Annotated in this window: 20 protein-coding genes and 3 pseudogenes; 17 read left to right on the top strand and 6 right to left on the bottom strand. The window is 61.5% G+C overall.

The genetic code is table 11. From position 1 onward, the window contains the following. Window positions 1-37 precede the first annotated feature (37 nt). The 7 genes from eutB to LDZ26_RS20335 all read left to right on the top strand — a co-directional run bounded on the left by eutB (window position 38) and on the right by LDZ26_RS20335 (window position 7823). The gene (gene eutB, locus LDZ26_RS20365; RefSeq protein WP_244851041.1) at window positions 38-1000 is read left to right on the top strand and encodes a hydroxyectoine utilization dehydratase EutB; all 963 of its coding nucleotides are present in this window, start codon (window positions 38-40) and stop codon (window positions 998-1000) included. 5 nt (window positions 1001-1005) lie between these two features. Beyond that, window positions 1006-2010 carry a cyclodeaminase gene (locus LDZ26_RS20360; protein ID WP_244851109.1) on the top strand — a complete coding sequence of 335 codons (1005 nt, stop codon included), beginning with the start codon at window positions 1006-1008 and terminating at the stop codon, window positions 2008-2010. An 11-nt stretch (window positions 2011-2021) separates the two neighbouring features. Beyond that, window positions 2022-3239, top strand: a complete 1218-nt coding sequence (gene doeA, locus LDZ26_RS20355) for an ectoine hydrolase DoeA (protein ID WP_244851040.1) — start codon at window positions 2022-2024, stop codon at window positions 3237-3239. Between the two features lie 4 nt (window positions 3240-3243). Next, window positions 3244-4272 carry a N(2)-acetyl-L-2,4-diaminobutanoate deacetylase DoeB gene (doeB, locus tag LDZ26_RS20350; RefSeq protein ID WP_244851039.1) on the top strand — a complete coding sequence of 343 codons (1029 nt, stop codon included), beginning with the start codon at window positions 3244-3246 and terminating at the stop codon, window positions 4270-4272. Further along, window positions 4272-4751: an Lrp/AsnC family transcriptional regulator gene (locus tag LDZ26_RS20345; protein ID WP_244851038.1), complete on the top strand. Its 480-nt coding sequence runs from the start codon at window positions 4272-4274 to the stop codon at window positions 4749-4751. Before doeB ends, LDZ26_RS20345 begins: the two co-directional genes overlap by 1 nt. 130 nt (window positions 4752-4881) lie before the next feature. After that, complete coding sequence (locus LDZ26_RS20340) at window positions 4882-6360, top strand: NAD-dependent succinate-semialdehyde dehydrogenase (RefSeq protein ID WP_244851108.1); 1479 nt, start codon at window positions 4882-4884, stop codon at window positions 6358-6360. A 44-nt stretch (window positions 6361-6404) separates the two neighbouring features. Then, window positions 6405-7823: an aspartate aminotransferase family protein gene (locus LDZ26_RS20335; protein ID WP_244851037.1), complete on the top strand. Its 1419-nt coding sequence runs from the start codon at window positions 6405-6407 to the stop codon at window positions 7821-7823. Between the two features lie 282 nt (window positions 7824-8105). Here LDZ26_RS20335 and LDZ26_RS20330 read toward each other — a convergent pair whose 3' ends face one another. Next, a complete protein-coding gene (locus LDZ26_RS20330) occupies window positions 8106-8873 on the bottom strand; it encodes a DeoR/GlpR family DNA-binding transcription regulator (RefSeq protein ID WP_244851036.1) in 768 nt (255 codons plus the stop codon). Between the two features lie 178 nt (window positions 8874-9051). On the opposite strand from LDZ26_RS20330, the gene LDZ26_RS20325 reads away from it, so the two are divergent. The 9 genes from LDZ26_RS20325 (at window position 9052) to LDZ26_RS20285 (ending at window position 18286) form a co-directional block, all read left to right on the top strand. Further along, complete coding sequence (locus LDZ26_RS20325; RefSeq protein WP_244851035.1) at window positions 9052-9906, top strand: transketolase; 855 nt, start codon at window positions 9052-9054, stop codon at window positions 9904-9906. Next, a complete protein-coding gene (locus LDZ26_RS20320) occupies window positions 9899-10843 on the top strand; it encodes a transketolase family protein (protein ID WP_244851034.1) in 945 nt (314 codons plus the stop codon). The genes LDZ26_RS20325 and LDZ26_RS20320 overlap by 8 nt, the downstream gene beginning before the upstream one ends. Before the next feature lie 14 nt (window positions 10844-10857). Next, on the top strand, window positions 10858-11655 hold the full coding sequence (locus tag LDZ26_RS20315; protein WP_244851033.1) for a GolD/DthD family dehydrogenase: 798 nt from the start codon (window positions 10858-10860) through the stop codon (window positions 11653-11655). Between the two features lie 48 nt (window positions 11656-11703). Then, complete coding sequence (locus tag LDZ26_RS20310; RefSeq protein WP_244851032.1) at window positions 11704-12648, top strand: D-ribose ABC transporter substrate-binding protein; 945 nt, start codon at window positions 11704-11706, stop codon at window positions 12646-12648. Window positions 12649-12722: 74 nt separating this feature from the next. Further along, window positions 12723-13358 carry a DUF2291 family protein gene (locus LDZ26_RS20305; protein ID WP_244851031.1) on the top strand — a complete coding sequence of 212 codons (636 nt, stop codon included), beginning with the start codon at window positions 12723-12725 and terminating at the stop codon, window positions 13356-13358. Beyond that, window positions 13355-14902 carry a sugar ABC transporter ATP-binding protein gene (locus LDZ26_RS20300; protein WP_244851030.1) on the top strand — a complete coding sequence of 516 codons (1548 nt, stop codon included), beginning with the start codon at window positions 13355-13357 and terminating at the stop codon, window positions 14900-14902. The genes LDZ26_RS20305 and LDZ26_RS20300 overlap by 4 nt, the downstream gene beginning before the upstream one ends. 19 nt (window positions 14903-14921) lie before the next feature. Then, window positions 14922-16004, top strand: coding sequence for an ABC transporter permease (locus LDZ26_RS20295; RefSeq protein WP_370650750.1), 1083 nt, complete (start codon window positions 14922-14924; stop codon window positions 16002-16004). A 10-nt stretch (window positions 16005-16014) separates the two neighbouring features. Continuing rightward, window positions 16015-17475, top strand: coding sequence for an FGGY family carbohydrate kinase (locus LDZ26_RS20290; RefSeq protein WP_244851029.1), 1461 nt, complete (start codon window positions 16015-16017; stop codon window positions 17473-17475). 28 nt (window positions 17476-17503) lie between these two features. Continuing rightward, on the top strand, window positions 17504-18286 hold the full coding sequence (locus tag LDZ26_RS20285) for an SDR family oxidoreductase (RefSeq protein WP_244851106.1): 783 nt from the start codon (window positions 17504-17506) through the stop codon (window positions 18284-18286). A 136-nt stretch (window positions 18287-18422) separates the two neighbouring features. Here the strand turns inward: LDZ26_RS20285 and LDZ26_RS20280 are convergent. Continuing rightward, window positions 18423-19208: pseudogene (locus tag LDZ26_RS20280) on the bottom strand (zinc-binding dehydrogenase); the annotation flags it as partial. A gap of 297 nt (window positions 19209-19505) precedes the next feature. Continuing rightward, a pseudogene (locus LDZ26_RS20275) lies at window positions 19506-20163 on the bottom strand (LysR substrate-binding domain-containing protein); the annotation flags it as partial. Here LDZ26_RS20275 and LDZ26_RS25600 point away from each other — a divergent pair. Next, a pseudogene (locus LDZ26_RS25600) lies at window positions 20152-21564 on the top strand (methyl-accepting chemotaxis protein); the annotation flags it as partial. The pseudogenes LDZ26_RS20275 and LDZ26_RS25600 sit on opposite strands and share 12 nt — an antisense overlap. Window positions 21565-21825: 261 nt before the next feature. Here LDZ26_RS25600 and LDZ26_RS20265 read toward each other — a convergent pair. The 3 genes from LDZ26_RS20265 to LDZ26_RS20255 form a co-directional block, all read right to left on the bottom strand. Further along, complete coding sequence (locus LDZ26_RS20265) at window positions 21826-22671, bottom strand: sugar phosphate isomerase/epimerase (protein WP_244851027.1); 846 nt, start codon at window positions 22669-22671, stop codon at window positions 21826-21828. Between the two features lie 69 nt (window positions 22672-22740). Further along, complete coding sequence (locus LDZ26_RS20260) at window positions 22741-23904, bottom strand: dihydrodipicolinate synthase family protein (RefSeq protein ID WP_244851026.1); 1164 nt, start codon at window positions 23902-23904, stop codon at window positions 22741-22743. A 15-nt stretch (window positions 23905-23919) separates the two neighbouring features. Continuing rightward, the gene (locus tag LDZ26_RS20255; protein ID WP_244851025.1) at window positions 23920-24690 is read right to left on the bottom strand and encodes a 3-ketoacyl-ACP reductase; all 771 of its coding nucleotides are present in this window, start codon (window positions 24688-24690) and stop codon (window positions 23920-23922) included. Between the last annotated feature and the right edge of the window lies 1 nt (window position 24691).

Here is a 24691-nt window from a genome sequence, read left to right as displayed (position 1 = left end):
TCGGTTGCATCGATCAACGAACAGCAACCAAGCCGATATGTCCGCACTTTCGCTCGCCGATGTCTATCGCGCTCGCCAACGCATTGCAGGGCGGGCGCTCGTGACGCCGCTCGTGCAGTCGGCGTCGCTCAGCGAAGTGGCGGGCGTGCCTGTGCATCTCAAGCTCGAAACGCTCCAGCCCACCGGCAGCTTCAAACTGCGAGGCGCGACCAACGCGCTCGCGCAGATCGCCGATGAGGGATGCAAGCGCGTCGTGACCGCATCCACCGGCAATCACGGCCGCGCTGTCGCGCATGCGGCGCGTGCACTCGGTATCGAAGCGGCGGTGTGCATGTCTTCGCTGGTGCCGAAAAACAAGGTCGATGCGGTCGCTGCGCTCGGTGCGCGCGTCGTCATCGCCGGCAAAAGTCAGGACGATGCGCAGCTCGAGGCGCAACGTCTTGCACGCGAGGAAGGCTATGCGTTCGTGCCGCCTTTCGACGATGCGCGCGTGATCGCGGGGCAAGCGACCATCGGCCTGGAGATATTGGAAGCCCTGCCGGATGTCGCCGCTATCGTGGTGCCATTGTCGGGCGGCGGATTGTTCAGCGGCGTCGCGTTCGCGGCCAAGCGCATTCAGCCAGCGACAGAAATGATCGGCGTGTCGATGCAACGCGGCGCGGCCATGCATGCCAGTCTGAAGGCAGGCGCGCCTGTTTATGTCGATGAACTGGAAACGCTCGCCGATTCGCTCGGCGGCGGCGTCGGCCTCGATAACCAGCATACCTTTGCCATGACCCGCGAGTTGATCGACCGCGTCATTCTGCTCGACGAGGTATCGATTGCCGCCGGCATTGCGCACGCATATCGCCAGGAGCGGCTCGTCGTCGAAGGGGCGGCGGCGGTCGGCATCGCAGCCGTGCTCGATGGCGAAGTGCGTTCACGAGGGCCCATCGTGATCGTCGTTAGCGGCTGCAACATCGATATCGACACACACCGCCGTCTGATTGGAGCTGCGTGAATTCCATGTCCGCCCTCGACCGATCCACTCTTCTGCTCTCGCAAGCGCAACTTCGCAAGCTTGTGCCGCTCGACCTCGATGCGATCGCGCAGGTCGAGGCCGCGTTCCGTTCGCTGGCCACCCAAGCGGTTGTCATGCCGCCCGTCCTGCGTCTCGACATTGCACGGCATGCAGGCGAAGTGGACGTAAAAACCGCCTATTTGCCGGACTTTACGAGCTTCGCCATCAAGGTGAGTCCGGGGTTCTTCCATAACCCCTCGCTGGGACTGCCGAGTCTGAACGGTCTGATGCTGGTCTTGTCCGCGCAGACGGGACTGACCGAAGCGGTGTTGCTGGACAACGGCTATCTCACCGCGGTACGCACCGCGGCGGCGGGCGCGGTGGCCGCGCGATGGCTCGCGCGTCGCGATGCGAAGCGTGTGGCGATCATCGGCGCCGGAGAACAGGCGCGCTTGCAACTGGATGCGCTGCGTCTTGTGCGCGAGATCGAGCATGTGACCGTGTGGGCGCGTGAGCGCGACCGCGCAGCGCAATACGCACGCAAATGCACGGGTCTGCCGTGCGATGTTGCCGATACGGTCGGCGATGCGCTAGAACACGCCGATATCGCCATCACGACGACGCCGACCCGCGAGCCTCTGATTCATGCACGCGATCTGCAGCCCGGCTTGCACATCACCGCGATGGGTTCGGATGCCGAGCACAAGAACGAGATCGCGCCCGACGTATTCGCCAAGGCGCTCTATGTTTGCGATCGCGTCCAGCAAACGCGCGTGCTCGGCGAACTGCATCACGCCATCGCAGCAGGCGTGGTCGAAGCCGATGCATCGTTCGCGGAGCTCGGACAGGTCATCGCGCAACAAGCGCCCGGCCGTACGAGCGACGAACAAGTCACCCTTTGCGATCTGACCGGCACCGGCGCGCAGGACACCGCCATCGCGGCGCTTGCGCTGGAGCGGGCGCGCGCTGCGAAGGCAGGCACCATTTTCCACAACGACGTGACGCTTTGAGAGACGGGACGATGTCCGAAATCAAGCAACAACGAGAACGCGAGGCGCCTGCGGTACACCTGCCGTTCGAGCGCAGCGAATACGCTGCTCGCATCGCGAAGACGCGGCGAGCGATGGAGACGGCCGGCATCGATCTCTTGATCGTGACCGATCCGACCAATATGGCGTGGCTGACGGGCTACGATGGTTGGTCCTTCTACGTGCATCAGTGTGTGCTGCTCGCAACCGATGGCGAACCCGTCTGGTACGGACGCGGGCAGGATGCCAACGGTGCGAAGCGCACGGTGTTCATGGGGCACGACAACATTGTCGGGTACCCGGATCACTATGTGCAGTCGCAGGTGCGCCATCCGATGGATTACTTGTCCACTGAAGTCATCGCGGCACGGGGCTGGGACAGAAAGCGCATCGGCGTCGAGATGGATAACTACTACTTCAGCGCGAAGGCCTATGCGTCGCTCAGACAGCATTTGCCCGCCGCTACATTCGTCGATGCGACGGCGCTCGTCAACTGGCAGCGTGCAGTGAAATCGCCGCAAGAGATCGAATACATGCGCGTGGCGGCGCGCATCGTCGAGAAGATGCACGCGCGCATTCTCGAGAAAGTCGAGCCGGGCATGCGCAAGAGCGACCTCGTGGCGCACATCTATGAGGCAGGCATCACCGGTATCGAAGGCCACGGCGGCGATTACCCCGCGATCGTCCCTTTACTGCCGACCGGCTCCGATGCGGCGGCTCCGCATCTTACCTGGGACGACTCGCCATTTTCGGCTAACGCAGGCACGTTCTTCGAGATCGCCGGCTGCTTCAAACGCTATCACTGTCCGCAGTCCAGAACGGTTTATCTCGGCAAGCCGCCCAAGCATTTCATCGATGCCGAGAAGGCCGTGATCGAAGGCATCGAAGCGGGCCTCGCTGCGGCGAAACCGGGGAACAAGACCGAAGATATCGCTCATGCGTTCTTTGCCGTGCTGCGCAAATCGGGCATCGAAAAAGACAGCCGCTGCGGCTATCCGATCGGCGCAAGTTATCCGCCGGACTGGGGCGAGCGCACCATGAGCCTGCGTCCGGGGGACAAGACTGTCCTCGAACCCGGCATGACGTTTCACTTCATGCCGGGCCTATGGCTCGACGACTGGGGCCTCGAAATCACGGAAAGCATCCTGATTACCGATACGGGCGTCGAAACGTTCTGCAATACGCCCCGCAAATTGTTCGTGAAGGAGTAGCACGATGCGCGCGTCACCGATCAGTCCGACCGTCGACTTCGACGCCGAGGGTGTTCAGCACGGCTTCCTGAAGTTGCCGTATTCGCGCAACGACTCGGCATGGGGCGCAGTGATGATTCCCGTTACTGTCATCAAGCGCGGAGATGGACCGACTGCGCTGCTCACGGGGGGCAATCACGGCGACGAGTACGAAGGGCCGATCGCGCTATCGAAGCTCGCATCGACGTTGAAGGCAGAGGGCGTGAACGGCCGCGTCATCATCGTGCCGTTCATGAACTACCCCGCGTTTTGTGCAGGCACGCGCACATCGCCGATCGATGCAGGCAATCTCAATCGCAGCTTCCCCGGCAAACCCGACGGCACGGTGACGGAGAAGATCGCCGATTATTTCCAGCGTCATCTATTGCCGCTCGCGGACTACGTGCTCGACATTCACGCGGGCGGCCGCACGCTGGATTTTCTTCCATTCGCGGCCATCCACGTATTGGAAGATGCGGCACAGCAGGCGCGCTGCGAGACCGCCATGCGTGCGTTCGGAGCGCCATATTCCATGCGGATGCTCGAACTCGACAGTTCCGGTCTTTACGACAGCGCGGCGGAAGAAGCAGGCAAGGTGTTCGTGTCGACGGAGCTGGGCGGCGGCGGTTCGTCCACGGCAAGAAGTGTTGCCATCGCAGAGCGCGGCGTCCGCGGGTTCCTCGCTCAGGCGGGTATCGTCGAAAGGCAGGCGGCCAAGAGCGGCGAAGCGCGCACGACCACGCTGCTGGATATGCCCGACGCGAGCTGCTTCACCACGAGCGAGCACACAGGCCTGCTTGAGCTTTGCCGCGATCTGGGCGACATGGTGCAAGCGGGCGACGTACTCGCGCGCATTCATGGCATCGCGCGCTCTGGCGCCGAGCCCGTCGAATACACCGCGAAGCGCGCCGGAGTGCTCGCGGCGCGTCACTTCCCCGGTCTCGTCCAGTTGGGCGATACGGTAGCGGTCGTCGCCGAGATCGTCGAGCGCGATGTTCCTGTTCCCGCGGCGTGATGAAGCTCGACCGATACGATCTCGCGATTCTGCGCATCCTCGCGCGGGATGGCCGCATGACGAAATCCCGTCTTGCAGAAGAGGTGAATCTTTCGGTCTCGCCTGCGTGGGAACGTGTCAAGAAGCTCGAGGAAAGCGGTCTCGTCAAAGGTTATCGCGCCGAGATCGACTGGACGGCTGCCTTCAAGGGCAGCCGTATCGTCGTGGAAGTGTCGCTGTTGCGCCATACCGCCCACGACATGCGCCGCTTCGAAGAGCGAGTCAGCGCGGCACCCGAAATCGTGCAGTGCTATGCGACGGGCGGCGGCGTCGATTACGTGCTGCATGTCGTCTCGCGAGACATCGATCACTATCAGCGTTTTATCGATTCGTTGCTGGTCGAAGAACTCGGCATCGAACGTTACTTCACCTATATCGTGACCAAGGTGGTCAAGAACGTGGCCGAGGGCCCCCCCGACTGGGCTGAAGAGGTGCTCTGAAAGAACAGCAGGCAGATGGCCAGCAAAACAGAAAAAACCTCAACGGAATAGGGGCGAAACGAAAAATTCCGGAGCGTCTGAAGCCTAAAGTGGATGCATGGAACGCATCTTTCCCACCGGAGACCTCGACATGCTGCTCGGACATCCCGTACTCTTCAAATCGCACTGCTATATCGACGGCCGCTGGGTCCATAGCGACAGCGCCGCATCGATCGCGGTCACGAATCCGGCGGATCAGAAAGTGATCGGTCATGTTCCGATGCTCGATCAGCCGCAGATCGTCAGCGCCGTCGATGCAGCCGATCGCGCATTCGAGTCATGGCGCTGGGTGCCGCAGCAAAGGCGCAGCGCCATGCTGTTGCGCTGGCATGAGCTCATCATGCGGCATCAGGCGGATCTCGCCGGCATTCTGTCGCTGGAACAAGGCAAGCCGCTTGCCGAATCCAAAGGCGAAATAGCCTACGCGGGGAGCTTCGTCGATTGGTTCGCGAACGAAGCGAAGCGTCTGGCGGGTCGCACGATCCCAACGCATATCGATGGCGCGCATCTCGGCACCGTAATGGAGCCTGTCGGCGTCGCCGCACTCATCACGCCCTGGAATTTCCCCGTCGCGATGATCACGCGCAAGGCAGCCGCGGCGATTGCCGCCGGCTGCACGGTCGTCGTCAAGCCCGCGCACGAGACGCCGTTCTCCGCCATCGCACTGGCGCAACTCGCGGAAGAAGCCGGGTTTCCGGCGGGCGTCTTCAACGTCGTCATCGGCGAGCCTCAGATGGCGATGGAAACGCTCGTCGGCGACACGCGCGTGCGTGCCGTCAGCTTCACCGGCTCGACGCGCGTGGGCAGCCTCGTTGCCCGAACGGCCGCGCAGGCAGGCATCAAGAAACTCGCACTGGAACTGGGCGGCAACGCGCCATTTATCGTGACCCACGATGCCGATATCGAACAGGCCGTGCGCTTGGCGGTAGGCGCGAAGTTCCAGACGTCCGGTCAGGACTGCTGCGCCGCCAACCGCATTTTGGTTGCACGTCCGGTCTATGAGCACTTCGTCGAACGCTACAGCGAAGCAGTGAAGGCGCTGAAGGTCGGCAGTGCATTCGAAACGGACGTCGACGTAGGGCCGCTCATGCATCAGGCCGCTTTCGATGCGACCGTTGCGCGTATCGAAGACGCGAGAGCGCGCGGCGCGCGCATCGTCACCGGGGGAAAGCCCCACGAGCGCGGCGGATGGTTCTATGAACCAACCGTCGTTGCGGAAGCCGAGGCAGGCATGCGGATCTACGACGAGGAAAATTTCGCGCCTGTTTCGGCGGTGTCCGCCTTCGATAGCCTCGATGAAGTCGTGGCCCGTGCCAACGACACCGAATACGGTTTGGCCGCATACATCTGCGCGACGCGCATTGACACCATCTTCCACTTGGTGCGCCGGCTCGACTTCGCCATGATTTCCGTCAACGGCGTGAAGTTCACCGGCGCGCCGATTCCTTTCGGTGGCATGAAAGCGTCGGGACTCGGACGCGAGGGTGGCGCGGAAGGCTTCGAACCCTTCGTCGAAACCAAATACTTCTGCCTCGGCAACCTGGGGCTTCCGCTCACGAGCGCAGCCTGAAGAGACTTCCTCAAAGACACGAATCGAGATCCAAGGAGAAGCACATGAGCCAACAACATTCAACGCTCGGACAACTGTTCGCCGACGACCGCGCGCATTTCATGCACCCGTCCACGCACGCCCACGATCACGCGAGCGGTGCGCTGCCAGGCAAGATCGTCAGGGGCGCGAAGGGCATTCGCATCGAAGATCATCAGGGCAAGAGTTACATCGATGCTTTCGCAGGCCTCTATTGCGTGAATATCGGTTATGGCCGGACCGAAGTGGCCGATGCCATCTATGAGCAGGCCAAGAAACTCGCGTACTACCACACGTACGTGGGCCACTCGACCGAGGCAATCATCGAACTCTCTTCGCGCATCATCGACTGGTCGCCCGCAGGCATGAAGAAGGTGTACTACGGCATGTCGGGATCGGATGCGAACGAAACGCAAATCAAGATCGTCTGGTATTACAACAACGTGCTCGGCCGTCCGAACAAGAAGAAAATCATTTCGCGGGAACGCGGCTACCATGGATCGGGAATCGTGACGGGAAGTCTCACGGGCCTGCCGAGCTTTCACCAGCACTTCGATCTGCCGGTGGATCGCATCAAGCACACCGTTTGCCCTCATTGGTATCGCAAGGCGCCGGCCGGCATGAGCGAGGCGCAATTCACGAGCTATTGCGTGGACGAACTCGAAAAGCTGATCGCAAAGGAAGGCGCCGATACGATCGCTGCGTTTATCGCCGAACCGGTGATGGGCACGGGCGGCATCATTGCGCCGCCGCAAGGCTACTGGGATGCGATTCAACAAGTACTCAGCAAGCACGACATTCTGTTGATCTCCGATGAAGTCGTTTGCGGCTTCGGCCGTCTCGGCTCGAAGATGGGCGCCCAGCACTTCGGCATCAAGCCGGACCTCATCACCGTCGCGAAGGGCCTGACGAGCGCGTATGCGCCGCTCTCGGGCGTGATCGTCGGCGAGAAGGTGTGGGACGTCATCGAGAAAGGCTCGCAGGAGTTCGGGCCGATGGGCCACGGCTGGACGTATTCGGGTCATCCCATCTGCGCGGCTGCGGCGCTTGCCAACCTCGATATTCTCGAGCGCGAGAAGCTGACCCAGAACGCCGCCGATGTCGGCGCCTACCTGCAGCAGCAATTGCACGCGGCCTTCGATTCACATCCGCTCGTTGGCGAAGTGCGAGGCGCGGGCATGCTGGCGGCGCTCGAATTCATGGAGGACAAAGAAGGCCGCACGCCGTTCGATGCAGCGTTGAAAGTCGGTCCAAAGGTGTCGGCCGCCGCGCTCGAACGCGGTGTGATCGCGCGCGCGATGCCGCACGGCGATATCCTAGGCTTTGCGCCGCCGCTGATCACGACGCGCGCGGAAGTCGATGAGATCGTCGGCATTGTCAAGCAGGCAGTCGATGTGGTCGCCAACGAAGTCATCGGCTCGGCGTTGGCTAGCACGACGCTATAAGGGGAGCACTAAACGTCCGCGCGGTCGCCGCTGGCCTGCGGCGCCGCGTGTGCGCGCCCTCGTTGCTGCGGCCAGGATCAGGCTGCGCTTGCATTCAGCGCATCAACCGCAACGGCGCATAGCGACGCCGCGAGGCTGCCAGCCGTCGCCCATACTCGTTGTGCGATGAGCAGTTAGGGAAATTGCGACAAGCGTCGCTATTCCATCGGGCGAGGCGAGCACAATTCAGAAGCGCATTAGCGCTCCAGTGAGCGCGGTTGGCAGAACGAGCGCGTTGCCGCTCTACGCGTAGATAATTTCCGTCCCGTTCCGGCGCAGCCACTCGACGAAAGGCGCTTCAAGGCCGTTGTCGGTCACCAGGTAGTCGATGCTATCCATCGCACCAAAGGCCGCAAACTCGCGCTTGCCGAACTTCTTCGAATCCGCCAGCAGGTAAACCGTCTTCGCCGCATCGATCATCGCGCGCTTGACGTGCAGGTCGATGAAGTCCGGATACGAGATGCCCGACTCCATCGACACGCCGCCTGCCGCCAGAAACAGCTTGTCGACGAACATGCCCTCGAAGAACGTCGAGGCCTTCTCGCCCGACACTGCGATCGTCTCCGGCTTGAAGATGCCGCCCGTGAGCATCACGCGATTGGTCGGCTCCGCGCCCAGCAGAATGGCGATATTGAGCGCGTTGGTCACCACGCGAAGGTTCTGCCTGTCCAGCAGATTCCTTGCGAGTTCCGTCGCGGTCGCGCCGCAATCCAGGATCACGGAATCGCCGTTCTCGATCAGGCTCGCTGCCTTCTTGCCGATCATCGCCTTCTCAGGACTCGTCGGCAGCACGGGCGTTTCGTAGCTGCGCCGCGCGCCGTCGCTTTGCGTTGCCTTCAGCCGCACGTTGCCGTGCACGCGCTCGACGCGTCCTAGCCGCTGCAACTCGTCGATGTCCTTGCGGATCGTCGGCATCGACACGCCGAATTCGCTGGAAAGCTCTGAGAGCTTCACCAGTTTCGCGGTCTGCACGCGTTCGAAAATCTTCTCGGTCCGGGTTCGTTGATCCATTTTTTATTTTCCTGCGCAGGCGCTGCATGAAGGCGCCTCTCTAATGCGCATTGTGCCTGATCAGAAGATCGGTGGTGCTTCACTAGGTGTTTTCCCTTTTGTTTCTATTTCTCTTTGACTTTTCTAACGAAACTAAAAGAAACTGGCTCTAAGCAAACGGGAAGTCTGGGAGCAGGGAATGGAAAACCCCTTCAAGCAGTCCGGCGACGCGCTTCATCGCCGGGCGCAAGAGATCCGCAAGAAGATCTGCGTGATGAACGCGACGGCCAAGAGCGGTCACACGGGCGGCGACATGTCGGAGGCCGACATTCTCGCGGCACTCTATTTTCATGTGATGCGTTATGAGGTCGACGCCGAGCGCAAGGTGCGTTGGCATGACGAATTCATTCTGAGCAAAGGTCACGGGGTCGGCGGTCTCTATTCCTGCTTCGCGGAACTCGGGTGGCTGAACGACGAAGAACTGCTCACGTATCTGAAGGACGATTCGCGTCTGCCGGGCCATCCGGTGCGCCAGAAGTTGCCCACCTTCGTCACCGTCAATACCGGCGGTCTCGGTCACGGCTTTCCCATTGCGGCCGGGCTCGCCATGGCGAAGCAGCGCCACGCTTCGAAGACGGAAGGCGCCACGGGCCGCGTGTTCGTGCTGACCGGCGACGGCGAACTCGAAGAAGGCTCCAATTGGGAAGCCGCGATGGCGGCGGCGCATTTCGAACTCTCGAACCTCGTCGTGATCGTCGACCGCAACCGGCTTCAGCTCGCCGACTTCACGCACAACATCATGGACCTGGACCCGCTCGACGAGAAGTTCCGTGCTTTCGGTTTCGAGGTTCACGACGTCAATGGAAACCAGCCCGATGCCATTTGGAAACTAATGGAAAGTCTCGACTACGACAATCGCAAGCCGAAAGTCGTCATCGCGCACACCATCAAGGGCCGCGGGGTGTCGTTCATGGAGAACGTGCCGGCGTGGCATCACAAGTTCCCCGACGAAGACCAACTCAAGCAGGCGCTGAAGGAGCTCGACCATGCGTGAACTCGCTGACTTGCGCGACGGCGCGGTGAACGCGATCAGCCGGCTGACTGCGGCCGGCCAGGACATCATCGTGATGGTCGCGGATTCGACATCGACCTCGAAGATCGGGCCGTACCTCGAAAGTTACCCGGACCGCGTCATCAACGTAGGCATCGCGGAGCAAAACATGGTCGGCATGGCGGCGGGGCTCGCGCTCGGCGGACACATCGTGTTCACCGCGAATGCCGCGCCGTTCCTCGTCGGACGCGCCAACGAACAGGTGAAGAACGACGTCTGTTACAGCGCGACCAACGTCAAGATGCTCGGCTTGAACGCGGGCGTCGCGTACGGGCCGCTTGCTTCGACGCATCACGCTATCGACGATTTGTCGATCATGAGCGGCTTCGGCAACGTGCAGATTTTCGCGCCGTGCGATGAGGCAGAAGTCGCGCAAGTGATCGACTATGCGGCATCGGTAGACGGACCTGTCTACATCCGCCTCGACAACGCGAAGTTTCCTGTGGTGCATGACGAGTCGTACCGCTTCGAGCCGGGCCGTCCCGACGTGCTGATCGAAGGGGCGAAAGTCGCGGTGATCGCGCTGGGATCGGTCGTCGGCGAGGCGCTCGACGCGTGTGAAGCCTTGCAAAAAGAGGGCGTCGCGAATCCGACGCTCGTGAACCTTTCGTCGCTTCGGCCGCTGGATCAGGACGCGCTCGCTTCGATCATCGAGCGTCACGAGACCATCGTGACCGTCGAGGAGCATTCGCTGCACGGCGGTATCGGCGCGACTGTCGCATTGCTGATGGCGCGGCGGCAGATCGGGCGGCCGCTCACGACGCTCGGCATCACCGAAGGCGAATTCGCGAAGTACGGCACGCGTAAGGGCATCCGCAAACACTATGGCATCGACGCGGCTGGTATCGCAAATGCCGTACGCGCGCACTGCGTTCAATAAAAGAGGAGACGGGAATGAGCATTCAGTACGACATGTCGTTGCGCCACGGCGTGGACTTCGACTTCCGGCTCGATGGCAAGGTGGCAGTGGTGACGGGCGGGCTCGGCGGCATCGCCATGGCGACGAATGCCGCGCTGATCGCGAAGGGCGCACGCGTCGCGATTCTCTATCCGAGCTTCGAAGAACCGCGCGTGCAGGCCGCCATCGAAGAACTCGGCGCGAACAACGCGAAAGCCTTTCCGTGCGATGTCGCGCATGAGGCCGACGTCGAGAAGGCCATTGCAGCGGCTCGCGACCATTTCGGCGATCTGCACTTGCTCGTCAATGCCGCAGGCTGCATCACGCTGACGCCCGCGGAAAACATCGGCTACGACGAATGGCAGCGGCAGATCGGCGTGAATCTCACTGGTCCCTTCCTGTGCTCGAAGCACTTCGCGCGCGTGGTCCTGGCAAGCGGCCACGGCGGCAAGATCGTGAACATCGCGTCGCAGGCTGCGACCGTCGCCATCGATCAGCATTGCGCGTATACGTCGGCGAAAGCGGGCCTTATCGGCATGACCAAGGTGCTCGCCAAGGAATGGGCGCCGCGCGGCATTACGGTCAACACGGTCTCGCCGACCGTCGTCTTGACGCCGATGGGCGCGGCCGCTTGGGAAGGCGAGAAGGGCGAGAACATGAAGAAGCTGATTCCGGTCGGACGCTTCGCCTATACCGATGAGATCGCCGCCGCGATTCTCTTTTTGCTCTCGAACGGCGCCGACATGATCACGGGCGCCGACATCATGATCGACGGAGGCTACACGATCGCCTGAGCCAGTCCAACGCTGTCGAAGAAAGACAAACAAACCGGAGACAACAACATGTGGAAGAAGCTTGCAGTTGCAGCAGCGGTGGCCGTTTCGTTCGCCGCCGCGTTGCCCGCCACCGCCAATGCAGCAGGCCAAGGCACCATCGCGATTCTCGTGAATGCGCTCGACAATCCGTATTACGCAGCCGAAGCGAAGGGCGCGGATGCAGAAGCGAAGAAGCTCGGCTACGACACCATCGTGCTCTCGCATGGCGAGGACGTGAACAAGCAAAACGAACTGGTGAATCTCGTCATCGGCAAGGGCGTGAAGGGCATCATTCTCGATAACGCCGATTCAAACGCGAGCGTCGCGACGGTGCGCGCAGCGGCGGACAAGAAAGTGCCTGTGGTGCTGATCAACCGCGAGATTCCCAAGGACGGCATCGCCATTGCGCAGTTGAGCCATAACAACTTGCAAGCGGGTACCGAAGTGGCGCAGCGTTTCGTGGAAGCCATCGGCGAAAAAGGTGAGTACGTCGAACTAACGTGCAACCTCGCGGACAAGAACTGCGTGACGCGCTCGCAGGCGTTCCATCAGGTGCTGGACCAATATCCCGATTTGAAGATGGTCGCGCGTCAGGATGCGAAGGGCGCACTGTTGCCCGGCAAGCAGGCGATGGATTCCATTTTGCAAGAGCATCCGAACATCAAGGGCGTGATCTGCGGCAATGGCCCCGTTGCACTCGGCGCGATTGCTTCGCTGGAGTCGGCGGGGCATAAGGACGTGACCGTAATGGGCATCGACGGCAGCAACGACGAACGCGACTCCGTGCTCGCGGGCAAGCTGAAGGCGACCGTCATGCTGCAGGCTCAGGGCATCGCCATTCACGGCGTCGATCTGCTCGACAAGTACATTAAAACCGGCAAGACCGGCGAGCCGGAGCGTCAACTCACGCGCGGCATTCTCATTACGAAAGACAACGCGTCGCACGTGAAGGACTTCTACTACAACAAGTAATACGCGTTGTTGCTCCGTGCGGGCGCCGCAGGGCTGCGCCCGCACATGGCTTGTCATGTGAGGTCGAGGTCGTCATGGTTCATCCCGTATTCGCGCGCTGGCGGCTGGCAATGATGCTTTGCGTCGCCAGCTTGTCGGCGTGCCACGTCGTCACCGATACCGAATTGGCGGATATCCGCGCGCAAGGGCAGCACAAGGGCCCGGACGCTGCGAAGATCCTGAACGATCAATTGGTCCCCTACGCGGACAAGAACGCGAAACCCGCGGCGCAGGTCATCAGCGCGCTGAATCAGAACTTCGACGATGCCTGCAAGCAATACGGCTTCCGTCAGAGCAATGCATTCCCGTGCAACTTCTGGCTGCGCGTGCAGGGCAAGGTGACGAAGATCGATTCGACGTCGCGCGTCGGCAAGGCGTATGTCGAGGTGACGTCCGCGAACGGCGGCGAGCCGGTACAGGTCGCGCTCGAAACGGGTCCGGTCGTGATCGGCACGGGCGTGCGCGACGGCTTTCCCGGCGTCAAATACAGTGACTTCGACGACCAGACGCGCTTTGCCGCGTTCGGCCAGGAATTGAACAAGCTCGTCGTGGCGCGCGTGCAGAGTTCGCTGAAGCTGAAGGTGGGCGATGCGGTCGATGTCTCCGCCGTGTACAGCACCTGGAGCGAGCCTGCGGGCGAAATCCGCGCGATTCCGGTGGCCTGGAAATGAACGAGAACCAGCACAACGCCCGCACGATGAACTCCGTCAACGTGATCGAAACGCGCGGGCTGTCGAAGCAGTATCCGGGCACGGCGGCGCTCGTCGATGTCGACTACAAGGTGCGGCGCGGCAAGGTCAACGTGCTGATCGGCGAGAACGGCGCGGGCAAGTCCACGTTGATGAAGCTGCTCGCGGGCGCGGAAACGCCGACCTCGGGCGAAATCTGGATCGACGAGAAGCTCGCGCAGATCACCGATGTGCGTAGCGCCGAGCAGCACGGCATCGGCATCATTTTTCAGGAGTTGAATCTCTTTCCGGACATGACGGTGGCGGAGAACATCTTCGCTGGCAACGAGATCACGAACTCGGGCGTGATCCGCTCGAAGATGGAGAACCATCAGGCGAAAGTACTGCTCGACCGGCTGAACATCGCGATCGATCCGCGCACGCGGCTCGGCGATCTGTACGTCGGTCAGCAACAGCTCGTCGAGATCGCGAAGGCGTTGTCGAAGCATATCAAGGTGCTCATCATGGATGAGCCGACTTCCGCGCTCTCGAAGACGGAAGTCGAGATTCTCTTCAAGATCATCGGCCAGCTCAAGGAAGAGGGCGTGACGGTGATCTATATCTCGCATCGCCTCGAAGAAATCATGGCGATCGGCGATTGCATCACCGTGCTGCGCAACGGGCGGCTCGTGGCGGAGAACGATATCGCCAACATCGACATTCCGTGGATCATCGAAGCGATGGTCGGCTCTTCGAAGAAGCGTTTCGCGTTCGAGCAGCACGAAATCGGCCGCGAAGTGCTGAAGGTGAAAGACCTCGCGCTCAAGCGTTCGAATGGGATCTACGCGGTCGATCACGTGTCCTTTACCGCGCGTGCCGGCGAGGTGATCGGCATCTACGGACTGATGGGCGCTGGCCGCACCGAGTTACTCGAATCGCTGCTCGGCGCAAATCCCCTCGCGCTCGGCGAAATAGAACTCGCAGGCAAGGCCATCGAAGACCTGCCGATTCCGAGGCGCATCGAAGCGGGCATCGCGCTCGTGCCGGAAGATCGCCAGAAGCAGGGCATGGTGCAACTGATGACCATACTCGAGAACATGACGCTTTCCAGCCTCGGCAAGTTCACGCGACGCTTCGTCGGCGCGCTCACGCGCGACAAACAAGTAGAAGCGGCCAACGACATCGTGAAGAAACTCGCCATCAAGGCTGCGTCAGTCGATGCGCCGATTACGTCGCTATCCGGCGGAAACATGCAGAAGGTCGTCATCGGCAAGGCGCTGTTGACGAAGCCCAAAGTGTTGCTGATGGACGAGCCAACGCGCGGCATCGACGTGGGCGCGAAAGAAGACGTCTACAAGACGATCAGCCTGCTCGCGCGCTCGGGCATCGCCGTGATCTACGCGACATCCGAACTGGACGAAGCCATGGCCGTGTCCAACCGCGTCTTCGTGATGGCGAGCGGCAAGCTGACCGCCGTGCTCGACCGGCCCCAATTCGACAGCGAACGCATCGTGCGGGCTTCGACGCCCGCGACGGCCGTAGTGTGAGGCAACCGAGATCCGAACCATGAATACACCCAACAGCAGCAACCCGCCGGTCACGCCGGTGCATGCAAAGCACCACCGGCACGGCGCCTATGTGGCGTCGCGCATCGCGGTGAATCTGCTGAAGCTGCGCATCTTTATCGCGCTCTTCGCGATCATCATCGTGTTCTCGCTCGCCACCGAGAGCTTTCTTTCGACCGGCAACCTGCTGATCATGGCGAAGCACGTCACCGTGGTCGCGATTCTTTCCATCGGCATGACGCTCGTGATCCTGACGGGCGGTATTGACTTGTCGGTAGGCTCCATCGTCGGCATTAGCGGCATGGCGGCGGGATATCTGCTGCTCGAAGGCGTGAAGATCGGGCATCACGTCGTGTTCTTCAATCCGTTGGGCGTGACGATCATCGCGTGTTTGCTGGGCGCGTTAATCGGTGCCGTGAACGGTTATCTCATCACCATGCTCAACGTCGCGCCGTTTATCGCGACGCTCGGCATGCTTTACGTGGTGCGCGGCGCGGCGCTGCTCGTCAACAACGGCAGCACGTTCGCGGACCTCGAAGGCAATCCCGCACTCGGCAACACGGGCTTCGAATTCATCGGCAACGGCACGATTCTCGGCCTCTCGATGCCGGTGTGGATCATGCTGGTGCTCGCGGCCATCACCATCTTCGTCGCGCGAAAGACGCCGCTCGGCCGTCGTATCTATGCCATCGGCGGCAATGAACAAGCGGCAAGATTTTCGGGAATCCGAACGAATCGCGTGAAGCTTTTCGTCTACATGTTCTCGGGATTCTGCGCGGCGATCGTGGGACTCGTCATCACGGCGCAGTTGCAGACGGCGCACCCGTTGACGGGACAGACGTACGAACTGAACGCCATCGCGGCGGTCGTGCTCGGCGGCACCGCGCTCATGGGCGGACGCGGCACGGTATTCGGCTCCGTCGTCGGCGCGTGCGTGATCAGCATTCTGGGCGACGGCATGGTGATGTGCGGCATCAGCGATTTCTGGCAAATGGTCATCAAGGGCCTCGTCATCATCTTCGCCGTGGTCATCGACCAGTTGCAGCAGCGCCTGCAGTCGCGCATGGTTTCGCTGACCGCGTGAGGACTAGACCATGAGCCATATTCTCGCCATCGATCAGGGCACGAGCGGCACGAAGGCGCTCGTCTTCGACCAGACCGGGCAGGTTCATGCACGCGGGTTCGCGCCGGTTTCATGCACCACGCCGCGCACGGGCTTCGTCGAGCAGGACGTGAATGCGCTGTACGCGTCCGTCCTCAAGGCTGTGGCCGAGTGCCTGAGCAGCTTCAAAGGCGACATAGCAGGCATCGGCATCTCGAATCAGCGCGAGACGGTCGTGTTATGGAACGCGAAGGGCGAGCCGATCGTGCCGGGTGTGTCGTGGCAATGCCAGCGATCGCTGGGCATTTGCGAACGGCTCAAGCGCGACGGCTTGCAGCCGCTCATCGCGCAAAAGACGGGCTTGCTGATCGACCCGTATTTTTCAGGCACCAAACTCATCTGGCTCAACGAAAACGATGAACGCGTGCGCGCGCATATCGCGGCAGGCGACGCGTACTTCGGTACGGTCGATAGCTGGCTGCTGTACCGGCTGACGAACGGCGCGGCGTATCGCACCGACGTGACGAATGCGTCGCGCACCATGCTGCTCAATCTTCGCACGCTGGAGTGGGATCGCGAACTCATCGAGACGTTCGGCCTGCAAGGACTGCGCTTGCCCGAGCTTCGGCCGTCTGCGTCCGACTTCGGCATGACCGATTTCGACGGGCTGCTGGACACGCCATTGCCTATCCTCTCGATGATCGGCGATTCACACGCCGCCGCCGTCGGCGAAGGGTGCCTGAGTCCCGGCGTCGCGAAGGCGACGATGGGCACGGGATCGTCCATCATGATGAACGTCGGCGGGAAGGCGCGCGAGCCCGAACACGGCCTCGTCTCGACACTCTGCTTCGCTACCGACAAGCGCGTGGACTACGCGCTAGAAGGGATCATCATCAGCGCAGGATCGACGCCTGCGTTTCTCAAGGAAAAGCTCAACCTGTTCGACGATTTCGCCAAGGCCGAGCAGGCGTTCACCGAGTACGACAACGGCGGCGTGTTCGTGATTCCATCGTTCTCGGGCATCGGCTGTCCGCACTGGAAATACCCGGGCGGCGCGCAGATCGTCGGGCTCAACTTTTCGACGTCGTGGCAGCATGTGGCGCGCGCGGCGTATGAATCCATCGTCTATCAGATCAAGGACGTCATCACCGTGATGGAGCAGGCGGCCGACGTGCCGCTTGCACAACTCTTTCTCGATGGCGGCTTAACGCAGCGTCCGTTCCTTCTGCAATATCTGTCCGATACGTTGAATCGGCCGGTCAGCACGCTTGCGGTCAGCGAGATTTCAGCGTCGGGCGCGGCTGCGCTCGCGGCGTATCAGGCGGGCATCGTGGCGTCGCTCGAAGACTGGCAGACGCAACGCGTCGTGGCACGACGCGTCGAGCCGGGCAGCGGTGTTGAGGCCGCCGCGGCGAATCACGCGCAATGGCTGCGATGGATAGAGCGTCTTTAACTCCCGGAGAATCTCAGTGGCGCAACAATTGAAGCGGTTCGAGAACAAAGTCGTGGTCGTGACGGGCGGCAGCCGTGGCATCGGTCTCGCCATTGCCGAGCGCTTCGCGCAGGAAGGCGCGAAGGTGTGCGTGACCGCGAACGAGAAGAGCGTGCATGATGCATCGGTGCGTTTGCGCGAATCGGGCTTCGAGGCGCTGTCCGTCGAGACGGACGTGACGGATAAGGCTCAGGTCGTCGCGCTGTATGAGGAAGTCGCGAGCAAGCTCGGCGAAGTGGACGTGTCGGTGCAGAACGCGGGGGTCATCACCATCGCCAAGTTGCCGGACCTGACTGAAAGCGAGTGGGACAAGGTCATGGCCGTGAATACCAAGGGCGTTTTTCTGTGCTGCCAGGAAGCGGCCACACGCATGCTGCGCGCAGGCAAAGCGGGGCGGCTCATCAACACGGCGTCTGGTCAGGCGCGGCAGGGCTTCGTCTACACGCCGCATTACGCGGCGAGCAAATTCGGCGTGCTCGGCATCACGCAGAGTCTCGCGAAGGAACTGGCCCCGACCGGCATCACGGTGAACGCGTTCTGTCCGGGCATCATCACGACGGACATGTGGTCGTATAACGACGAAGCGTGGGGCAAGCTGCTCGGCGATTACAAACCCGGCGAGTTGATGGCCGAATGGGTCGCGAACATTCCGATGAAGCGTGCCGGCAATGGCGGCGATGTGGCGGGGCTCGTTACATTCCTCGCCTCGGACGACGCCGCGTACATCACCGGTCAGACGGTCAATGTGGACGGTGGCATGTTCATGTCGTGATGCTGGCTTACTCTTTGAGTCACGGAAGGGACTAAGCCGGCACAGTTCATCAACGAGGGCGCCACCTCCGTTGCCGCTCCCGCACGCGAGGCATCGATAAGGAATGCCCAGCCGGCACGTGCCATGTACGTCAAACTCACGGTGCGAACACCGCACGGACGCAGCCGTCCGTCTTGTGCTTGAACATGTCGTAGCCGCGTGGCGCTTCCTCCAGCGAGAAGCGGTGAGTGGCGAGATAAGCAGGGTTCAGCTCGCCTTTTTGCGCGTGCGAGAGCAGCCGATCCATATACGCTTGCCCGTGCTGCTGGGCGCTGCGCACCGTCATGCTCTTGTTCATGATGGCGCCCATCGGAAACTTGTCGATCAGTCCGTATACGCCCAGCACCGACAGCGTGCCGCCTTTGCGGCAGGCCATGACGGCTTCACGCAGCGCCTGGCCGCGGTCCGTTTCCAGACGCAGGGCCTGCTTGACGCGGTCATACGCGTATTGCGGCCCGGTGCCATGCGCCTCCATCCCTACTGCGTCGATGCAAGCGTCGGGGCCGCGCCCGCCCGTCATTTCCATGAGTGTGTCGAGGACGCTGTCGACTTTCGTATAGTCGATCGTTTCCGAGCCGGCGTGCTCGCGCGCCATCTGCAACCGCTCGGGGAAGCGGTCGATCGCGATGACCCGTTCCGCGCCCATCAAACGCGCGCTTTGCTGCGCCATCAGCCCGACGCCGCCGCAGCCCCAGACGGCGACGGTGTCGCCCGGCTGAATGTTGCAGAAGTCAGCGCCCATGTAGCCGGTCGGGGCAGCATCGGAAAGAAACAGCGCGGTCTCGTCCGCGACGCCGTCGGGAATCTTGAAGCAGTCGTTGTCGGCAAACGGCACCCGCACGTATTGCGCGTGCGCCCCGGCATAGCCGCCGAAGGCGTGGGTGCCAAAGTCCGCCGCGCTCGATGCGGCGCAGAAAGCCTTGAGGGCTAATGCGTGTCTCGCTTCAACCGTGCACAGTGCCCCCGGGAGACGAGTCTGTATGCGCGTGTTGGACCCCATATCAGCATTAACGGGGGATGCAAGCACGCTTGTACAAGAACGATGCTTTTGAATATTTTTTCTTCCACCGGTAAGAACTTGAACCGGCCAGCGCAAGCCGCTTCTTTTGCGTCGGTGCTTTGAGTGCACAAGGGTGAGGCGCATAGGGTGCTAGCCTGGTCATCGTCCAGATCCTGTTTCTCACCGTACGCTGATATCTTTCTGAGGAGAGTCGCCGCTCACGGAGACGATCGAGGGGCACCTGCGTCGACCGCGATGAAAATAGGTCGAAACATGCCCAGCGTCACGTGAGCGCGCCCGGCTTCAACGCCGCCATCTCCTCATGGACGAGTTCGAGGAATGCGCCGACCACCGGGTTGCCCCCCGGCGACTGCGGATAAAGCGTGAAGCCCCGAAACCAGATTTCCGGCGCGAACGGACGGAAAACGATGCGCGCCGGATCGGCATCCACGGTCGCGAGCGGATTGACGATGCCCACGCCCGCGCCGCGCGCCACGAGCGCGCAGATGGTCGCGCCATACGGCGTCTCGACTGCGGGCACTTGATCCACGCCTGCCGGACGCAGCGCACGATCGAGCGCCGCACGCGTGTCGTCGGCATAGGAAGGCAAAATGAGCCGTTCGCCACGCAAGTCGGCCGCGCGAATCCGCGTGCGCGCCGCAAGCGCATGATGCGCCGGCAACGCGCATAACCCGGCCAGTTCATACAGTTCCACGCTCATCACGCCGAACGCGTCCGGCGTGGTCGTCGCGAAGCCCAGGTCGCAGTGTCCCGACGACACCCAGCGCTGAATCGTGCTCTCGCTGCGCATTTCGAGCGACACCGCGACGCGCGGATAGCCAACGAGATGAAATCGTCGGTGCAGGATCGCGCAATTGCCATTAGAAACCTCGCGCTCTTGACCGATATGCCTTCGATGGTCAAGGAGGCGGAACGTATCAAACGGCAAGAGGCCATTTACGCGGGTGCATATCAGGCTCTCGGTAAGACCTTCGACGCTAATCCCGGCACGACTGCACGAGAAAAGGCGCTGTTCGCCGCAATAAAGGAAGATGAAGCGGCAGCAGTTCCGCTGCTTGCCAAGGCCAGTGCCCTCGGCCTGGCCAACGATGCCGATGCGGCGACCAAGGTCCTTCTCGAAGAGGCGAGACCGAAGCAGTCCGTATGGCTTGGCCATCTAAGTGAACTTGCGTCTTTCGAAGACCAACTCAACGATCAGGCTGCAAAAGAAGCGGCTGCGTCCTACAAATCGATCCGCATAGCCATGTGCTCGATCGTTGCGTTGGCTTTGTTCACCGGTCTCGTGTCCGCGATAGTCATCACTCGCAGCATCGTGAAGCAACTCGGCGGGGAACCCGCTCAGGCCCAGGAAATGGCGCGGCAAATCGCGGAAGGCAACTTGACCATCGCAATGAATCTTGCGGGAAGCGATGACAGCAGTCTTATGGCATCCCTCGAGGGAATGCGCAGGCAACTCAGCATAGTCGTCGCCGGTATCAAGACGTCGGCCGAATCGATTTCGGTAGCTGCGGGCGAGATCGCGCAGGGCAACGTTGACCTGTCACAACGAACAGAAGAGCAGGCCGCATCACTGGAAGAAACCGCGTCCAGTATGGAGGAACTTACCTCTACCGTACGACTGAACACCGAAAACGCTCTGCAGGCGAGCTCGCTTGCGACGTCGGCGTCCGGCACAGCGGCCGAAAGCGGCGACGTCGTGCAGCGCGTCGCTTCGACGATGCGTGACATCTCGGAGAGCTCATCGAAGGTGGCGGAAATCATCGCAGTGATCGAAGGCATTGCGTTCCAAACGAATATTCTTGCGTTGAATGCAGCCGTCGAAGCCGCCCGCGCGGGCGAGCAAGGGCGCGGGTTCGCGGTCGTCGCTGGAGAGGTGCGCACGCTCGCACAGCGCAGCGCTACTGCTGCCAAGGAAATCAAAGACCTGATTAGCAGCTCGGTGAACCATGTGAACGCGGGCTCGTCGCTCGTGCTCGACGCCGGCAAGTCGATGGATGAATTGGTGCGCTCGGTCAAACGCGTGACCGACATCATGGGCGACATCGCCTCCGCATCCAATGAGCAAAGCAGCGGTATCGAACAGGTGAACGTCGCCGTCAGCCAGATGGACGAAGTGACTCAGCAGAATGCCGCTCTTGTCGAACAAGCGAGCGCCGCGGCACAGGCAATGGCGGAGCAAGCCAACAGCCTTCGCCGGGCCGTTTCGGTCTTCAAGGTGGGCCAGTTGTAATGCTGCAGTGAGAGAGGGTGCGCTGAGCGGCGGGAGGTGCTTGGCTGCCGCTGCAGCCGGCGCTTACTCCCCCGATGGCGCAGCGCAGACCGCATCCTGTGGGCCGCGCTGTACCAATGATCGTTCTGCTGAGGGCTCATGGCAAGTGGTGCAGCGAGCGGCGTGCTAATGCTTGGCGGTTGGCCGCACGCTTCGTACGAATGCCTGCAGTGCGCATTTGAGAGAACTGACACGTTGCGGGATGGACTCTCAGCACACCGACTGCAAGCGCTCCGCGCATGTCTGCAAAGCCTGCTCGGGCGGCAGCTTCCACCAGTTGTCGCGCGAGAAAATCTCGACCTCGACCATACCGTTATAGCCCGCGTTCTCGAGGCTCTGCCGGAAGCGCTTCAGGTCGATCACGCCATCCCCCATCATGCCGCGGTCAAGCAGCAAATCGGTCGTCGGAACGAGCCAATCGGAAACGTGATATGCCAGAATGCGATTGTCATTGCCGATCGAAGTAAGCGCACTTTCCAAGTGCGGGTCCCACCAGCAATGGTAGACGTCGACCGCGACACCGAGGAAGCCATTGTTATTCGGATCGAGCTCGCGCGCGATGGCGTGGGCCTGATCGATCGTGCTGACCACCGATCTTTCGCCCGCATACATCGGATGGAGCGGCTCAATGGCTAATGGAACGGCGACCTTGCGGGCTTCTTCCATCAAAGCGCCGATGCCGTCCTGGACCTGCATGCGCGCAGCGGATAGGTCGCGGCTACCTTCGGGCAGACCTCCCACGACCATCACGAAACATTGAGCATCCAGCTCGGCCGCGTCGTTGAGTGCCCGAACGTTCGACTGGATGTTGGCCTGGCGCTGCTCGCGCGTCGAAGCAGGGAAGTAGGTTGACCGACAGTACCCGGTGACCTTGAGGTCGAGCGCACGAATCTGCTTGGCAATCTTGCTGACGTCGGCGGCTTCGACTTCATGACGCCAAGGGGCCACTCCACCGAACCCCGCCGCGGCGATTCGATCGATCGTCACGTCGATCGGATCGCGATGTCCGAGTGTGGCGGTGTTGACGGAGCAACGGGTAAGCTGCAGAGAATTCATGTCGCCAGTCCAGCGGTCGTTGAGGATTGCTTATCTAAGAGAACACCGCCGAACAGGCGGCCTCTGCGTTTATTCCGCGCATCCGAGCGTGGTCATGACCGCCCGCATACGGTTGACGGCTAACTCGGGATCTCTGAGTAGGTGCGCCCGATCGGCGAGTCGGAAGACCTCGGCCAAATAGGCAGGCGGCCGCATGCCGTGATGTCCGCCCAACATGAAGAAGTGCGGCTGGAACCCATTCAGGTAGGCGAGGAAAACAACCCCGGTTTTGTAGTACTGCGTCGGGGCACGAAAGATGTGACGCGACAACGGCACCGTTGGCGCGAGCAGTTCGTCGTAGCGAGCCAGATCGTTTGCGGCGAGCGCGGTCAGCGCCTGCGACGCTGCAGGCGCGATCGCGTCGAAGATGCCAAGCAGCGCGTGCGAGTAACCGAACTCGTCACCCGCAATAAGAGCCGGATAGTTGAAGTCGTCACCGGTGTACATCTTCACAGAATCGGGAAGACGACGGCGGAAGGCAATCTCCTTCGCGTCATCCAGCAACGAAATCTTGATGCCATCGACCTTAGCTTCATTCGCGGCGATGACTTCGAGGCAAACCTTCGCCGCGTTTTCGAAGTCGGCGTGGCCCCAGTAACCGGCCAGCTCGGGATCGAACGCCTGGCCCAGCCAGTGCAGAATGACGGGCTCGTCGCACGCCGACAGCACTTCGCGATAGACACGAATGTAGTCTTTTGCATCCCTTGCCACGCGCGCGAGGGCGCGGCTCGCCATCAAAATGATCTGACCGCCCGCGCGTTGGACGCTCTCGATTTGGGTCAGGTAGGCCTTGATGACATCCTCGCACGAGTGCGCGTCGCTTACCGGCAAGTGATCAGTGCCGCAACCTGAGGCGATCAGCGCGCCGGGAATGTCGCGCGTTTCATTCAGCGTGCGGACAATGAGCTCTTTCGCTGAGTGCCATGACAGGCCCATGCCGCGTTGGGCAGTATCCATCGCCTCCGCGATCCCCAGGCCTTGCTCGAGAAGATAACGGCGGTATTCAATGGTCCGGTCCCAGTCGATCGCGCATGGCTGGCCGAGTTCGCCGCTACGCAGCGGATCGGCAACCACGTGTGCCGCAGAATAGGCGATGCGGTTAAACGGTGCCTCTGGCTTGGCGACTTTCAGCGAAGTGCCAGTCAGACGGTAGTCAACGAGTGCGCCGTCCAGGGTTGGAAGCTTGATATGCATGGCTTGAATCTCGGATCAGTATTTAGAAACAAGGAGACCGCCATCGACGCGGATCGCTTGACCAACGCTGAACGGTAGGCCACCCGTTGCCAGCGTACGCACGGTCAGTGCGACTTCGTTGGGTGTTCCCCATCGTTTGATGGCGGTCAATCCGTTCTCCATCAGCGCGTCGTAACGCGCCTTCGACGGCGCTGTCATTTCAGTTTCAATCAGGCCCGGCTGCACTTCGAATACGCTGACCCCCAATTCAGCTAGCCGCAAACTGAATAGAGTGGTGGCCATCGACAGTCCCGCCTTCGAGACGCAGTACTCGCTGCGCTGAGGCGACGCCGCGACGGCATTGGATGAAGAGATCGTGATGATCGAGCGATTGACGGCTGACTGCGATGCCTGAGCGAGACGCCGACCAAACGCTTGCATCAGGAAGAACGTGCCTCGCGTGTTGACGTTCAAGCAGCGGTCATAGCTTTCCGGTGTGACGTCCAGAAGATCACCGCGCGACATGACGGACACGCCAGCGTTATTGACCAGACAGGTGACAGGACCGAGCGCCTCTTCGACCGCCTGAAAGAGCGCGTCGTGGTGCGCAATGTCGGCGAGATTCGATGTCAGCGCCACGCACTTCACACCAATCCGTTCGATGTCGGCGCGCGTGGCCACCAGCTCCTCTGATGGCTCGACGTCGGTGATGGCGACGTCGAATCCAGCGTCGGCAAGCTCTAGTGCGATTGCGCGACCGATGCCGCGACGAGCGCCCGTAATCAGCGCGACTTGGCATTGCTCCATG

The organism is Caballeronia sp. SL2Y3 (assembly GCF_022879575.1).
Lineage (GTDB): Bacteria > Pseudomonadota > Gammaproteobacteria > Burkholderiales > Burkholderiaceae > Caballeronia.
This window is presented reverse-complemented; position numbering and strand designations above follow the sequence as displayed.